The organism is Vibrio sp. T20, from assembly GCF_007858795.1.
In the GTDB taxonomy this organism is placed as follows: Bacteria; Pseudomonadota; Gammaproteobacteria; order Enterobacterales; family Vibrionaceae; genus Vibrio; species Vibrio satsumensis.
This window is the reverse complement of the sequence record NZ_VFEB01000045.1, coordinates 238,867-253,344: the sequence shown is the minus strand read 5'-3', so window position 1 is coordinate 253,344 and position 14,478 is coordinate 238,867. Positions and strand designations below refer to the sequence as shown.

At 44.6% G+C, this 14,478-nt stretch carries 12 protein-coding genes; all 12 read left to right on the top strand.

From position 1 onward, the window contains the following. Positions 1–69 precede the first annotated feature (69 nt). Complete coding sequence (locus FTW16_RS02890; protein WP_146490000.1) at positions 70–2,052, top strand: type VI secretion system Vgr family protein; 1,983 nt, start codon at positions 70–72, stop codon at positions 2,050–2,052. A 60-nt stretch (positions 2,053–2,112) separates the two neighbouring features. Further along, positions 2,113–2,673 carry a DUF6931 family protein gene (locus FTW16_RS02885; RefSeq protein ID WP_146489978.1) on the top strand — a complete coding sequence of 187 codons (561 nt, stop codon included), beginning with the start codon at positions 2,113–2,115 and terminating at the stop codon, positions 2,671–2,673. Positions 2,674–2,682: 9 nt separating this feature from the next. Beyond that, a complete protein-coding gene (locus FTW16_RS02880) occupies positions 2,683–2,982 on the top strand; it encodes a PAAR domain-containing protein (RefSeq protein ID WP_017110734.1) in 300 nt (99 codons plus the stop codon). Positions 2,983–3,201: 219 nt separating this feature from the next. Next, the gene (locus tag FTW16_RS02875) at positions 3,202–4,668 is read left to right on the top strand and encodes an ImpA family type VI secretion system protein (RefSeq protein ID WP_146489977.1); all 1,467 of its coding nucleotides are present in this window, start codon (positions 3,202–3,204) and stop codon (positions 4,666–4,668) included. Between the two features lie 32 nt (positions 4,669–4,700). Then, positions 4,701–5,222 carry a type VI secretion system tube protein Hcp gene (locus FTW16_RS02870; RefSeq protein ID WP_017110736.1) on the top strand — a complete coding sequence of 174 codons (522 nt, stop codon included), beginning with the start codon at positions 4,701–4,703 and terminating at the stop codon, positions 5,220–5,222. Between the two features lie 19 nt (positions 5,223–5,241). Then, positions 5,242–5,745 carry a type VI secretion system contractile sheath small subunit gene (tssB, locus tag FTW16_RS02865; RefSeq protein ID WP_009846607.1) on the top strand — a complete coding sequence of 168 codons (504 nt, stop codon included), beginning with the start codon at positions 5,242–5,244 and terminating at the stop codon, positions 5,743–5,745. Beyond that, positions 5,745–7,223, top strand: a complete 1,479-nt coding sequence (tssC, locus tag FTW16_RS02860) for a type VI secretion system contractile sheath large subunit (RefSeq protein ID WP_146489976.1) — start codon at positions 5,745–5,747, stop codon at positions 7,221–7,223. Before tssB ends, tssC begins: the two co-directional genes overlap by 1 nt. A 38-nt stretch (positions 7,224–7,261) precedes the next feature. After that, the gene (locus FTW16_RS02855; protein WP_146489975.1) at positions 7,262–8,656 is read left to right on the top strand and encodes a type VI secretion system contractile sheath domain-containing protein; all 1,395 of its coding nucleotides are present in this window, start codon (positions 7,262–7,264) and stop codon (positions 8,654–8,656) included. Continuing rightward, a complete protein-coding gene (gene tssE, locus FTW16_RS02850) occupies positions 8,656–9,078 on the top strand; it encodes a type VI secretion system baseplate subunit TssE (RefSeq protein ID WP_146489974.1) in 423 nt (140 codons plus the stop codon). The genes FTW16_RS02855 and tssE overlap by 1 nt, the downstream gene beginning before the upstream one ends. Next, positions 9,071–10,822 carry a type VI secretion system baseplate subunit TssF gene (tssF, locus tag FTW16_RS02845; protein WP_146489973.1) on the top strand — a complete coding sequence of 584 codons (1,752 nt, stop codon included), beginning with the start codon at positions 9,071–9,073 and terminating at the stop codon, positions 10,820–10,822. Before tssE ends, tssF begins: the two co-directional genes overlap by 8 nt. A 64-nt stretch (positions 10,823–10,886) precedes the next feature. Next, complete coding sequence (locus FTW16_RS02840; RefSeq protein WP_146489972.1) at positions 10,887–11,825, top strand: type VI secretion system baseplate subunit TssG; 939 nt, start codon at positions 10,887–10,889, stop codon at positions 11,823–11,825. 40 nt (positions 11,826–11,865) lie between these two features. Continuing rightward, positions 11,866–14,478 carry a type VI secretion system ATPase TssH gene (gene tssH, locus FTW16_RS02835; RefSeq protein ID WP_146489971.1) on the top strand — a complete coding sequence of 871 codons (2,613 nt, stop codon included), beginning with the start codon at positions 11,866–11,868 and terminating at the stop codon, positions 14,476–14,478.

The window sequence follows — 14,478 nt, the reverse complement described above, 5'->3', positions numbered from 1 at the left end:
ATTAAGTCAGTTCGTTAGTATTGACATAACCTTATGTCAGAACATCTTCGAGCATTATCAGGCAAGCCTATGACGGATAATTTCTCCCCTTCTGCCAGCACTATTGTGGCAAAAGATTCTAAAAGCAACGAGCATACAGTCAGCGATTTTGCTATTTCTGAGTACTTATCGAAGCCTTTTAAAATCGAACTAACCATCATCTCAAAAAACTTTATCATCGATGATCAATTGGGGCAAAAGCTCTCTATCACCCGCTTCATTAATGGCACCGATAATTTGACCGCAACGCGAGTATTCAGCGGTATTGTTACGCAGGTTCAATTATTGGGTATGGACGGTAATCTGCAGTACTCTAGTTACCGCGTCACCCTGCGGCCGTGGTTTTGGTTATTGAAGCACACCCACTCTTTTCGCGTTTACCAAAACCAATCAACGAAAGACATCGTTTCAGACGTGTTAACCCAAGCAGGTTTCAGTGGCTCCTTTAAGGCTGGTACGATGCCCTCATCGAAACGGGAGTATTGTGTTCAATACGATGAAAGCGACTTTGATTTTGTAACACGCTTGTTGGCAGAGGAAGGCGTTCACTACTTTTTCCAACACAGCGATTCCGACCATCTAATGATGCTTCAAGATGCGCAGAGCCCTTTTCAAAAGTCTGATGCCAACAAGCTCGACATGATTGAAATTCCTTCAGGCAGTAATCCACTGATCAATAAATGGATGCCGCAAGGTCAGTTTCATGGTGCCAGCATCGAACTCACCAGTTATGACTACTCACAAACCAAACTAGTGAGCAGCAAAGAGAAGAAATCCAGCCATACAATCGCCAACAACACCAAGTTAACGAAACAGTTTTACCCGAAACTTGGCATCACAGGTGGAATGGAAGATCTCGCCAGTAACCTAGTTAAACGACGTATCGAACAACTAGAGCAAAATTACCAAACTGTCGAGGCCGAAGCACAACACGATTCATTTGAATTAGGTACGTGGTTCTCATTGTCATCCCACTTAGACAAGTCTCAACTCGGCGATTATCTGGTCACGGAACTTCAGATTCGATACAGCACTGAAAACCATTGCGAGACACGCCTCACCCTACTTGATACTTCAATTCCTAATTACCCGACACCGCGAGATAAGGCCAGAATACACGGCCTACAAAGTGCAATTGTCGCAGGAAGCACCGCGGGTGAGATCAATCAAGATGACCAAGGCAGAGTTCGTATTCAATTTCATTGGGATACGGAAGCCTCTGGCGACAAAACAAGTTGTTATGTTCGTGTCGCTCAGATGATGGCAGGCAGTGGCTACGGTGCTCAGTTTATTCCGAGAGTAGGACAAGAGGTGCTGGTCAGCTTTATTGATGGCGATCCAGACCAACCAATTATTACAGGAAGCGTTTATAACAGTAAAAACCCGCCACCTTACAAAGAAGCCAATTCGACGAAAACAGGCATTAGCACTAAATTGAGTGGATTGGCGAATGAACTCTATTTCGATGATAAGAAAGACAATGAGCTCTTGTATATGCGCGCGACCAAAGACTTCACCAAAGAAGTCGAGAACAACCTGACTGAGACCATCAAAGGTGAGCTGCTACAGAAAACAACCAAGCAAGTTACCGTCTCAACAGAAGATAATTACACACTGAGTTCAGACAAAGCGATAAGTGAGAAAGGCAAATCAATCTCACTAGAAGCCGATGACAAGATAGAGCTGACGGTAGGATCGAGCAAGATCACCATGTCTTCATCTTCCATCAGTATCGAAGCCAGTAACATTGATATTAAAGCGAGCAGCGCACTCAACCTTGAAGGCATGAATGTAACAAGCAAGGCAACATCCGCCAACAAGATCTCCGGTGTAACAACGGCTCTCGAAGCAACAAGCTCCAACAGTATTAAAGGACTCAGTGTCGCTATTAAAGCGGATACGACACTGTCAGCTGAAGGCTCATTAAGTGCCGAATTCAAATCTGGTTTGAAAGGCACTTTCGATGGCGGTGTGATGGGTGAGCTAAAAGGTGCGATTGTTAAGGTGAACTAGCATATTCAAGTCGCTAACACTTAAACCACACCAAAGTACAAATTTAGGTAAAACGAAAACATGTATAAAAAGATTCCGTATCAGACAGGTCGGCAGTTACTCGACAGGTTCTCTAGCTCAGACGAAGCTCAAGCCCTGATCGATGAAGATCTCAGCATCAACGACTCCATAGAAACTCTGTTAGAGAACGAGCTTTACTTCGATTTGGTTCAGCTTCTTGCTCACGGACTACCGGTTCGAGAAGCTATTTGGTGGGGCGCACACACGCTCGATGCAAGAAACGACGTCTGGTCTGCGATGCAAAAGCAATGTATTTCCACAGCCAAAGCTTGGGTCAAATCACCATCAGAAGAGCAAAGGCGCAAGAGTGAACTATTCTCTAATAAGCTCAAATTAAATTGTGGCCCATCTTGGTTGGCGCAATCGGTATTTTGGAACGGGTCTGGCAGTATTGTTGCACCAGATTTGCCAACAGTTCTCCCAGATCCTTTTCTATACTCTAAGGCGGTAGCTGGCGCGATTAACCACTCGGCAGCGCTACCAAATTGGGACAAAACAGACGAGTACTACAAAAAATCCATCGGCATAGCGCTTGAGCTTGCCAAGGGAAGCAAAGCATAGGAGTTACCGATGACATTAGCTGCACGATTAACTGACATGCACGTTTGCCCAATGCAGACACCCGCAGTTCCGCCGATCCCCCACGTAGGCGGGCCAATCAGTGGCCCCGGAGTACCAACAGTCCTCATTGGCAATATGCCAGCCGCGACACTTGGGGATATGTGCGTTTGTGTCGGGCCTCCAGATAGTATCATCAAAGGCAGTGCTACTGTGCTCATAATGAGTAAACCAGCAGCACGTATGGGAGATACAACCAGCCACGGCGGTACGATTGTTTTAGGCATGCCAACTGTGATGATTGGAGGCTAAATACCTTACTTTTCATATGGTTTCAAAAAACCGTGACATCGGTCCACTTTCTTAGATGAAGTTCAAAGTTTTAAGTAAATATCTATTTTGCATGAGACTTTTCACGAAAAAGCTCTAGAATTAATAAATGTTAACAAGTGTTTACGAAGCATAAGGATTATGTATTAAATATAACACTTTAGTGCGATCGGGATAACAATAGATTTTTACAGGATGTATATGACAGAAATCGCTCACCTACTTGTTCCTATCTCGGATGAAGAGCCTTCAGGCTCTTATTTGAAGTTAGATCGAAGTGCCTATCGCAGTTTAAGAAACGTTTACAATAGCGCTCAATCCTCATTTCGACAGTTGGTTGAAACGCCTGATGCATCCTCAGACCCCGCAATCGTGGATGCCAATACAGAAAACTGGGCTGAATTAAGAAAGATTTCAGAGGAAACGCTGACTTCACAGTCTAAAGACTTAGAGATATTAGGTTGGTACATCACGAGTCAACTTTTTACTTCTCAACCATTTAATAACCTTGCTAATGCAATCCCGGCTTTAAACCTTTTCATCGACCAATTTTGGGATACGCTAAACCCTATGCTTCCGGAAGCTAAACTCAAAGCTTCTGACGATGCAGGGAAAGCAAAGGAAATCACTGAGTTTAAAACTAAACCCCTACTTCAGCTCGTTGGTGAATCTGTTGATTCAAGCTCCGTTTATATTCCTTTTCAAATGCTTGATTTTTGCGCAGGCATTACTTTTGGTGATTACCTCACTGCAGAGCGTAAAGGCAATATCGCAGAGCTAAAAGAAACAGCATTAAGCTCATTTGATGGAAGTGTTTCAGAAACACTCTATCTACTTGCGAGTATTTTTAGTGAATTAGAGGTTGCTGAAAAAAACTTAGCTGAAAAATGCCAAGCTGCTGGTGCTACCGTAATCAGCTTCAACTTCATTAAGACAAACGTACGTGACTTAATTAAAGCGATACATTTCCTTGTTGGAGAAAAACTCGCTCCTTGGCCGTTGGATGACAACTTCCACGTTATCCAAAATTCAACAGAAGTGCCTCAACAAGACGATTCGATACATTCGGCATCCCGGCAAGCAAGTGATACCCCTATTGACTCGAGTTTAGCCACTGAAACAAGCCAAAATTCAAGGGCAACTAATCCGGTAAACCAAGGTAACGGATGTGTCGCTAGTGACGGGCAAGCCCAAGCATTAAATAACCCTGCCTCTCTAAACCAAACTCAAACGATTGTTCAAAACATCTCGAGCATCAACGGCATTGTTAATCGTGATCATGCGTTTCAAGAAATTAGAAAAATCGCTGAATACTTTAAAGAAACAGAACCTCATAGCCCTATTGCATTCTTACTCGAGCGTTCAATTCGTTGGGGCTACATGAGCTTCCCAGAATTACTCCAAGAAATGGTTGGCAATGAAAGTGTCATCGCCCAAATCAATCAAATGACAGGAATGGACAACCTAGACAAGACCGATTTGTCAGGAAAGTCCGTACCAGTAATGACTTCCGCTCCGGATAGAACTCCGGTAGCAACACCGACTATTGAAGAGCCAGCTGCAGTATCGCCAGTTCCTGATAGTTCAAATAGTACGACAGATACAAACCAAACATCTGAATCGACTTCCAACTCATCATCGAACAGCCTGCAAGATTTTGAGTGGTAAAGCACATTAATGCGTTGAGCAAGGAGAAAGTAATGGCTTCTATTTTTATGAGAATTGATGGTACGACACCAAAAGGTGCAGCAACGGTAGAAAAGATCGGGGGTAAAGATGGATTCTTTGCACTTGATAGCGTTTCTTGGAGTGCAGTACGTGGTGTTGGTATCGATGTAGGTAATGCAAACAATGCGGACCAAGGTATGGTTGCTCTTGGTGAAGTCAACATGACTCGTGGCTGTGATGGTGCAACACCTCATCTAACCACTTTCTTATATGCGCCGGGTCCAGAAGGTCGCACTGTTGAAATCGTTATGACAAAACCAAACCGTGAAGGTTCTGGTGCTGATCCATATCTGATTCTAACGCTTAAGATGGCTCGTATGTCTAGCTACAACATGTCTGGTACAGACGGTTCACTTCCAAGCGAATCTTTCAGCCTAACCTACACAGAAATTTCTAAAGCTTACTACATTGAAGCAGACGGCGGTAAGATCGAGAAAGGTCCTGAGGTTGGCTTCGATGCGACTACAGCTAAAGTTACTTCAACTGCTAAGTAATTAAACAAGGAGAGTTACCGTGGCACTAAATTCCCAACATAAACGCGTAAGTAAGAACCGCGTAAGTATTACCTATGACGTTGAGACTAATGGCGCTGTAGAAACCAAAGAGCTCCCTTTTGTTGTTGGGGTTATTGGTGACTACTCAGGCCATAAGCAAGACAAAGAAGAAGTGGAAGATCGTACCTTCTATAACGTTGATAAAGATAACTTCGACACTGTAATGAAGCGCGTTGGCCCTGAATTATCGCTAAAAGTAGACAATGTACTTGCCGGTGATGATAGCCAGTTTGAAGCGAGCCTTAAGTTTGACTCGATGAAAGATTTCGAACCTGAAGCAATTATCGAACAGGTTGAACCGCTTAAAAAACTCGTCGAAACCCGTAATCAACTGAAGGTACTTCTTTCTAAAGCCGATCGTTCCCGCGATCTAGAAAAGCTTCTTAAAGAAGTTCTACAAAGTGCAGATACGATTAATGCTCTTTCTGATGAACTTGGCATTAAAGAAGAAGGAGCAGAGTAATGAGTACTGAAACTGAGAATCAAGCGCAACCGGAAGTAGCGGAAGGCTCACTGAGCTTCCTAGACCGCGCGATTGAAGCAACCACTCAAACTCCTGCAGACACGACAAAAGAACTGTTTTCTGTACTTACAGAGCAAGCTCTTTCTGGCACCGTGACGTGGGATAAGAACGTTACAAAAACAATTGAAAACGCAATCTCAGAAATAGATAAAAAGCTATCTCAACAGTTATCTGAAGTCATGCAACAGAAAGACTTACAGAAGCTTGAAGGCTCTTGGCGTGGTCTACAAAAACTCGTAAAAGAGAGCGAACTTGGTCGTGATCTAAAGATCAAAATGGTCGATTACACTCAAGAAGAGCTGCTTGACCAATTTGAAGATGCTCCTGCAATTGACCGTAGCCCATTATTCAATGCGGTTTATCAAGGTGAATTTGGCACCGCGGGTGGTGAACCTTACGGCACATTCATTGGTGATTACGAGTTCAGCGCGAAAGATGAAGATGTTGCTCTACTTCGCTACATGGGCGAAGTCGCTGCAGCGTGTCACGCACCATTCGTTGCTGCTGCCAATGCTGAGATGTTCGAGTTTAATGACTTCCAAACATTCTCTGAAGGCAAACCTGTTGCTGCAGGTTTCGACTCTCCTGCTTACGCTGCATGGAATTCATTCCGTGAGAGTGATGACGCTCGCTACGTAACCCTAACACTACCACGAACTCTTGCTCGCCTACCTTATGGTGACAAAGGTTTGAGTACTGATGTCTTCGCTTATGAAGAGCTTGGCACTGATATGGATGGTAATCCTAAGCCAACCAGCAATGATCAGTTAGTTTGGTCTAATGCTGCGTATGATCTTGGTCTTAAAATGACTCAAGCTTACACAGCTTCAGGTTGGTGTACTTCTATTCGCGGTCTGGATAACGGTGGTAAGGTCGAGAACCTTCCAAACCTAACGTACAAGTCTGAAGCGGGCGACCTACTTCAGCAATGTCCAACAGAAGTTAACCTAACGGATGAGCGTGAGAAAGAGCTTTCTGACCTTGGTTTCCTTCCTTTGGTTCACTACAAAAGCTCTAACTACGCTGTATTCATCGGCGGTCAAACAACTCAGAAGCCTAAAACCTTCACTGACCCAGATGCAACGGCGAACGCTGCAATTTCAGCTCGCCTACCTTATATCATGGCAAGTAGCCGTATCGCCCACTACCTGAAAGTAATGGGTCGCGACAAGTTAGGCTCGAATCTTGAAGCTCCGGATATCAAACGAGAACTACAACTATGGATCGACCAATACACCAACGCGGGTGCCATTGGTAATGAGCAGCGTGCAAAAACCCCGCTTTGTGAATCTCGCATCGAGGTGGTTGAGCAACCTGGTAAGCCAGGCGCCTACTCTGCAGTCGCTCATCTAAGACCTTGGTTACAACTTGAAGAACTGACAACCTCGGTTCGAATGGTTGCTAAGATTCCAGGCTAATATGGATTTGGCCGGAGCAATCCGGCCAAAAATTTTGTATGAAGTTAAATACAGAATGGCAAAACAAATTCAATCAATTAGATGACACAGATAATACCTTTATGAAAGAGGCTTTATCTCTGTTATCTGAGCTAGACCAACACTCCTTAAGCTCTAAATCCTCACTAATTTCATTGATATCAACACTTATATCAACAATCGATTCCAAACTCAGTTTACAGCTTGATGAGATCCTCCATGAACCAGAGTTTCAAAAATTGGAACGTAACTGGTTAAGCCTTCAGCAGCTTGTTTCCCTACCCGTCAGTTACCAAAGAGCGCATGTAAAACTGCTCGATATGAACTGGGTGGAGCTCTCTAGCGACGTCAATCAAGCCTATTCAACCAAATCCAGCGACTTGTATAACAAGATCGGCAATAACGAGCTGAATACCTTAGGTGGTCACCCTTTTGGTTGCATCACCTTTAGTCACCCTATCTCGATGGATATCGATTTTGACGCCGACTACGACGATCTATTTACTGTAGAACTGTTAGGTAAATTAGGCGAAGCGACACTCTGCCCTATGTTGTTTTCTCCCGTATCAACGTTCTTTGGTGAAAGCGGAGCCGATTGGTTGTCTGATATCGAACGTATCAATAAGATCCTTTCCGGCCCCGACTTTAAAGCGTGGCAGGATTTACGCAGTAAACCGAGCTCTCGCTTTATTGGTATGGCACTTCCTCAAGTGCGCCTTCGTGATGCTTACAAAAACCGACGAGCTGGCTTCATTTACAATGAGCAAGGTCAGGGAGCTTGGGGATTAGCCAATATGGTGCTTGCTACCACTATCATGCGAGAGTTTCACCGTGTGAACTGGTTTGGTTTTTTGAAATCTCGTTGGAACGATAAGTTTCAAGGCGCCGTCATCAACCTCCCTGCGAATCACTATTTCGACAGTCATCTGCACAAGCCAGTAACGGACATTAGCTTGTTCGGACAACTGTCGAATTTCTACGCGCAGAGCGGTTTTATCCCATTAGCGAAGAGTCCTTTAACCGATAAGTTTTACTTCAATGGTAACAACTCGATTTGGCAGTGCGGGCAAAGTGACAACGACAAAGTGCTTACTCAGATTCAAACCACACTGATGTCTTGTCGAATTGCGCACTACTTAAAAGTTCAAGTAAGAGAGATGATCGGTAGCTTCAACAACGCCACCGAGTGTGAGTTGTTTTTGACGCACTGGATTGACAAGTTCTCGAGCAACGTTTCCTTCGCCAATGAAGAAATCTTATCCAAATACCCATTAAGTTTCGCCAAAGTGAGTGTCACTGAGTCAAGCGCTCAAGCTGGCAGCTTCGCTTGTACTTTACGTATCGTTCCTCAATACCAGTTTGACTATTTCAGTGGTGAAGTGGTTCTAACAACCAATCTAAACGAGGTGATGTAATGAGCTTTTGGAAGACCTTCATCTGTGATTCAAAGCCCTATCAGGATGCTGAGATTGAAGACATCAAGTTCCATCTCACCAAACTATTAGAAGCAGAAGCATCACTGACCGATATCGATAACAGGTTAGTCGAAGTCAATCGTTCTAATTTGAAGTTTGGTATCGAAGATATTCAGTTACTGAGTGCGACCCTTGAAAAGACTCAGCTCACCCTACGCATTGAAACATGGATAAAGAGCTTTGAACCACGATTACACGACATATCTGTAGAGCTTGGAGAACGCAAAGAAGGTGACAACTCGCTTTCGTTCAACATCATCGCCAAGGTCAAAACCAGCCATGGTGAACAGGATCTTATCTTTGATTCCAAAATCGCATTAAGCGACTTAACGACCTCTTTAGAAGAAGATAACTATGACTGAACCTATTATGCGTTACTTCGAGCAAGAACTTGCCTTTGTGCGCCGTTCATTAGGACAGTTTGGTCAGGAATATCCGACGCACGCTGAAAAACTCAATATTCATCAAGGTAAGATCGAAGATCCGAGTATGGCTCGCCTATTAGATGGCGTAGCACTGCTGAATGCGAAAGTAGAAAAGAAACTCTCAGAGCAACTACCTGAGGTAATTGAAGGCATTTTAAGTGTCCTCTACCCTTCTTATATTCAAACGGTTCCTAGTGTTGCTTATCTTGAATTGCTTGCCGAAGATGGCCCGATTGAGTCGAGTACTTTACCAAAAGGTTCTCTGTTTTCGAGCACCAACACCAAAAACGAATGCCTATTTAGAACCGTTGACGAACTCAAAATAGCCCCATTTAATTTAGGTAACATCAAGGCTTTAAGCGCTCCATTTAGCTTTAACAGACCAAAATCAGCCAATCAAAGCTCTGCAGTTGTTCAGATTTCTTTAAGTACCGGCGACCCAGAAGTCCATTTCAGCCATTTGGAATTGAATGACCTCGACTTCTTCGTCAAAGGATTTGAAAACAACGCAGACTCACTAGTCGAGCTTCTTCTCAACAACACTTTATCGATCTCGATTTCAGACAGTGAATGCGCTCGCCACGTCACTGTCGATAGCCACCAGCTTAAGAATCGAATCAGCGACCTAGAATTTAAGTTTCTGCCTGAACACGGTAATCAATTCACGGGCTACCAACTGATTAATGAATTCTTCTTTTTCAAGGAGAAGCGCCAGTTCTTTAGACTTAAGAATTTTGCCGAATACGCCAGTCAGTTTGACGAATCTGAACTCGTCATTAACTTGTTCATGTCATCATTACCGTCTGAGTTTATCCGCCTATTCAATAAAGATGTCTTTAAGCTTAATGTGATTCCCGCGATTAACTTGTTCGAACAAACAGGCGAACCGATCCCATACGATCACAGAACCCTTTCTGTTCCAGTCAATGCCGACGCGCACAGTGACAACAATATCGAAATCATTGAAATTCAGAAGGTGTACGAAATCACGCCTAACGGTGAAATACCGTTAGTTCCTCTTTTCAAAGAGAAATACACCCACAATCAGCAATATGACTACTGGCAAAGTAAACACAATCACTTTGGTGAAATGAGCATCGCAATCTCGCTATCTGAAGCGCCAGAAGCTGAATTTAGCAAGCTACTTGGTACTCATTTACTGTGCACAAATGGCAAGCAAGCGTGTGGCGTAAGCGGCACTCTGGAATGCCTAGAGAGTATTGATTTGCCCGGCGATTTTTCACCGATTTATCCGCCTTCGGCACCCATAACAAAGGAAGTCGACCAAAATATCCATTGGGAATTCATTAGCTTACTGAACACCAACTTTTCATCACTGGTGCAGTCTAGTAATCCGGTTGCTGACCTCAAACATATGTTAAGTTTGTGCAGTCGAGAACAAGTATCGAGTGCCGAAATTCAGATGATTCACTCGATCACGTTTAACTCTCAAGTATCCGCGATTCGCGTTCTGGGTAAAAACGTATTCTCTCCCGGTACTGAGATTGAATTGACGCTTGATGCCACATCACCCTACCTTGCATTTGCCGATGTGCTGAACCGCTTCTTCCAACAATTTTGTAGTTTTGACCGATACATCCAGCTCAAGATCCGTATTTACGGACGAGACGGTATCGTCAAAAAGTACCCGAAAATTCACGGTAGTCAATTGTGCCTATAACGCAGCGAATATCGGTAGCGCCGTCAACTATAGATAGCCCAAGCGATAGTCATAGGGAGATGATATGAAGCCTTTCATCAAAGACCTAGCCGCTCAGCCTGAAAAGTACGACTTCTCTCAGGCAATGAGGCTATTGGAGCAGCTTCAGTCCCAAAGTAGCGCGCCGATACAGATCCAATTGAAATCGGAGGCGATGCCGACTGGCAACCCTCAAGAGATCCAATACTTCTCGTTAAAGGGAAACAAAGCCAAACTCAGATTAGCAAAACAAGCGCTCTCGGGCGTTAAAGGCGTGATACCTAATTACATATACGAAGAGTTGTTAGCCGCGATCCACAATGAAGATCATTCGCTGCAAGATTTTCTGGATGTGTTCAACCAGCGACACTATGAGATTACCTATCGAACCAATGCACGGCGTTGGTTATTAGTAGAAAGCGAGCAAAGCCCGAAAAAAACGGCCTTGTTAAACCACTTTGCAGCGCTTGGGAAAGAGCACTCAGAGTACCTGCAATACTCGCTTCTTTTGAGCCAGCAAAGTCGCAGTCTGACCGCATTGAAGAAGATCCTTAATGACTATTTCCCCTATGCCATCGACGTTGAATGCAAAGCGTTTGAAAGACGTTTATTGCCAGCAGACTCGCTAACTCGGATTGGTACAGATCGTGATTTTAATAGTCGCTTAGGTCAAGGCTTTTTAGTCGGGAGAACCTGTCTCGCTCACTTCAATAATCTGAATATTTTTGTGACTCCGAAAAACCGTACCGAGTTTCTCGAAATACAACAAGATGACCAATTTGCAAAAGCTGTGTTGTCTTTGACTCAGCACTATTTAAAAGACAGTACGCCTGTTGCCATTTATCTGAACGTCAAACGTTCATATTTAACCAAACCCCGTTTATCAAGCAAGGTTTCTATAGCCGCTCGTTTAGGTGAAATTGACTACCTTGCACCTGAGCGTAACCCCAATGAAACCGTAAAAATTTTGCTTTGTAGTTCATAAATACGGAATGTGTAGATTATAGAGATACAAGGAATTGACTATGACACAAGTAACTCTCACTAACTTAGTAGGAAAGCTATCTCCCGAACTGAAGCAAGCGTTGGAAGCGTCTGCGGGCGCGGCGATGAACCAAGGTGTTGGAGCGATAGAAACAGAACACTGGATCCTTCAGCTTGTTTCCCAAAAAGATCCGAAGTTAATGGCGTTGTGCGAATCTCAAAAGCTGTCATTAGACGCCTTAGTGAATGAACTGACAAAGAAAATATCCATGTTGCCTAAAGGCAATGAAGGTCAACCAACATTAAGTCACAGCTTAACTGAGTTAATCAAAGATGCTTGGATGATCGCGTCCGTAAACTACGGCCACGGTGAGATAGTCAGCTTGCACCTTATTCAAGCTTTGATGCAACAGAATGTATTGGGTGTGAGTACCCTACAGCTTGAAGCATTAAGCAGCGTGTCACTCGAATCTCTGCAAGGCCTGATCAAGAAAACCCCGATCGCACGTAACACAGCCGCGCCTTCTGCCAATGGTTCTGTCGATACCACACCCGCAGGTAACGACGCACTTAGCAAATACACGGTCAACCTGACTCAACAAGCGATTGACGGCAACATAGATCCTATTTCTGGCCGTAATGCCGAAGTAAGAAAAGCGATTGATATCTTGTGTCGTAAGCGCCAAAACAACCCGATTATGGTCGGTGAACCCGGCGTAGGTAAAACCGCTGTTGTTGAAGGCTTAGCGTTAAGAATCGCAGCGGACGAAGTCCCTAGTGCTCTGCAAGGCGTTCAAATCCACTCTTTAGACCTTGGTTTACTGCAAGCTGGTGCGAGCGTTAAAGGTGAGTTTGAAAACCGCTTAAAAGACGTCATCAACGAGGTAAAAAGCTCAGAAGTACCGATCATTGTATTTATCGATGAAGCCCACACCCTTATTGGTGCAGGCGGCGCTGCCGGACAAAACGACGCGGCAAATCTTCTAAAACCCGCACTAGCTCGTGGTGAATTCAAAACCATTGCCGCAACAACCTGGGCCGAGTACAAGAAGTACTTTGAAAAAGACCCAGCACTCACACGTCGATTCCAAGTCGTCACCATTGAAGAGCCTAACGCCGAAGATGCAATGCAAATGCTGCGTGGTGTGGCTGCTTCATTGCAAGCTCACCATGGCGCTTTTATTGCTGAATCCGCAATTGAAGCCGCGGTCAACTTATCGATCCGTTACCTTCCAAGTCGCCAGCTACCCGACAAAGCAATCAGCCTGCTTGACACCGCCAGCGCCCGAATTGCCTTAACACAAGGTGCAAAACCCGAAGTACTGGAAACACTTGAACAGACTATTCGTTATCAAGAAAACGAGAAAGCTGCACTAGAGAAAGAAGATGCCCTATTCTCAAACAGCGCTGAAATAATCGAAGAACTGACACAATCAATCGAAGAGAATCAACAGGCACTAGCGGCATATTACACGCGCTGGGAAAAAGAGATTGAATTAGTTGACCAAATTAAAACGGTTCAGCAAGAGATCACGGAAGAGCAGGAACAAGATGCCGTCGATGCCACTAAACAGAAACAACTCGATACTCTGAGAACCGAATTAGCAGAACTACAAGGTGAAGAGCCGTTAGTTTATGCGATGGTTGACGACAACACCATCGCACAAGTGATTGCCAATTGGACGGGTATTCCAGTTGGTAACATGATGAGTGACGAAATCGCTAAGTTGCTTACCTTAGAGGACGAGCTCAATACCCGAGTCATTGGTCAAGATGTTGCTAAGAATGAACTTGCTAAAGCGATTCGTATATCCCGCGCGGGTTTAACCGACAATCGTAAACCTATCGGCGTGTTTTTAATGTGTGGTCCAAGTGGTGTGGGTAAAACCGAAACCGCCATGGCACTCGCGGAGCAACTGTACGGAGGTAGCAACGACCTTACTGTAATCAACATGACCGAGTTTAAGGAAGAGCATAAGATCTCTATGTTGCTTGGCTCACCAGCGGGTTACGTCGGCTTTGGTGAAGGTGGTGTACTAACAGAAGCGATTCGACGCAATCCTTACTCAGTGCTGCTGCTAGATGAAATGGAGAAAGCGCACCCTGGCGTGCATGACCTGTTTTACCAAATCTTCGATAAAGGCCATATCAAAGACAGCGAAGGCCGAACGGTTGATTTCAAAAACACCATTATCATCATGACTTCGAATGCCGCTGATCAAGCTATCTGTGATGTCTGTGCTAAGACTACAGACCGCATAGACAACGACGAGCTACTGGAGGCGATTCGCCCCGACTTGCAACAGTACTTTAAGCCCGCTTTCTTAGGCCGAACCACGATTGTCCCGTACTACCCGCTTAATGATGAAGAACTAGCGAAGATCACTGAGCTATCACTTAATCGCATCAAGAAGAAGCTGGCAGAGCAATATCAAGCGTCGTTCACATGGGATGCTGACTTCATTCAGTTTGTGGTGGATCGCAATACAGACCCAACAACGGGTGGCCGTGCTGTCGAGCAAATCATTAACCGCTCTCTGATGCCGAGGTTGGCTGAAGAGTGTATCGGGCGTCTAAGCCGCAGCGAACCGATTACTCATGTGTCGGTCAGCGCGACAAACGATAGCGCCGATTTCGATTTAACGATTAAATAG